Origin of the sequence: Halomonas sp. 707D4, from assembly GCF_024158685.1 — a bacterium.
Lineage (GTDB): Bacteria > Pseudomonadota > Gammaproteobacteria > Pseudomonadales > Halomonadaceae > Vreelandella.
Genome location: NZ_JAMZBD010000760.1, coordinates 1 through 1,018, shown reverse-complemented (window position 1 = coordinate 1,018; position 1,018 = coordinate 1). Strand labels below are relative to the sequence as shown.

Sequence of the window (1,018 nt, the reverse complement as noted above, 5' to 3'; positions counted from 1 at the left end):
CCTCCAGCGGCAGCTCCTCCTCGCCGACCACGCCGGCGGGCTGGGCCGCCGCCGGCAGCGGCGCGGCCAGCAGCGTCAGCAGAAGCGGGGTCGCCACCAGTCGCTTCGCGGGGGCCAGTACCTCGTTAACAGTTCGCGTCATGCAGACTCCGCAGGGCAAAAGGCGGCTAAAGGGTCGCCGCGGGTAAAGAGTAGCGTCTCGATAACGCGTCGTGTCAGCTTATCCCGTCAACGCCGTGCAATCCAACGCTGAGGGTTGATCGGCTCGCCGCGGTTGCGCACCTCGAAGTAAAGCGCGGCGCGGCCCTGGCCGCCACTATTTCCCACCCGGCCGATCTCCTCGCCGGCGCCGACCTGCTGGCCCGGGCGCGCGCTGAACCGCTGCAGGTGGGCGTAGAGCGTCATCACCTGGTCGCCATGGTCGATGATCAACAGGTTGCCGAAACCGCGCATCCAGTCGGCGAACACTACCCGGCCGGCATGCACCGAGGTCACCGGGGTGTTGGCGCCGGCCTCGATGACGATGCCGTTGTAATGCACGCCGTCCTGGCCGCGAAAGCCTGCCGTGATCGCCCCTTGCACCGGCCAGGGCAGGTCGCCCTGGGTGCGGCCGATGTGGGTGGTGGGCGTGGGCGTTGCCATGCGCGCCATTTCGGCCTGCAGGCGACGAAGCTGCGCCTCGGCCTCCTCGCGGCTCTGGTTGAGGTCCGCCAGGCGGTCGGCTTCGCTGGCGTAGCGGTCGTCGAGAGTCGCGACCACGCTCTGGCGCTCGGCGCTGACCTTGGCGAGCCGTTCGCTCTGGGCTTCGAGCGCCTCTGACAGCTCGGCAAGCTCGGCCTGGCGGGCGTCGAGCTCGCTCTGGGTGGCGGTGAGCGCCTCGTCGAGGCGGGCGATGTCGTCGAGTTTCGCCTGACGCGCCCGGGTCAGGCGGTTGAGGTAGGCCTGCATGCGGTCGAGCTCGGCGGGGTCGTTCTGGTTGAGCAGAAGCTTTAGCTGCGGGGTGGGGCCCAGCCGGTAG

Annotated in this window: 1 protein-coding gene; it reads right to left on the bottom strand. The window is 69.5% G+C overall.

Going from position 1 to position 1,018, the window contains the following annotated elements; all coding sequences use genetic code 11:
- Window positions 1–228: 228 nt before the first annotated feature.
- On the bottom strand, window positions 229–1,018 hold a 790-nt coding region (locus BIS11_RS18505), incomplete at its 5' end, for a murein hydrolase activator EnvC (protein WP_253586853.1).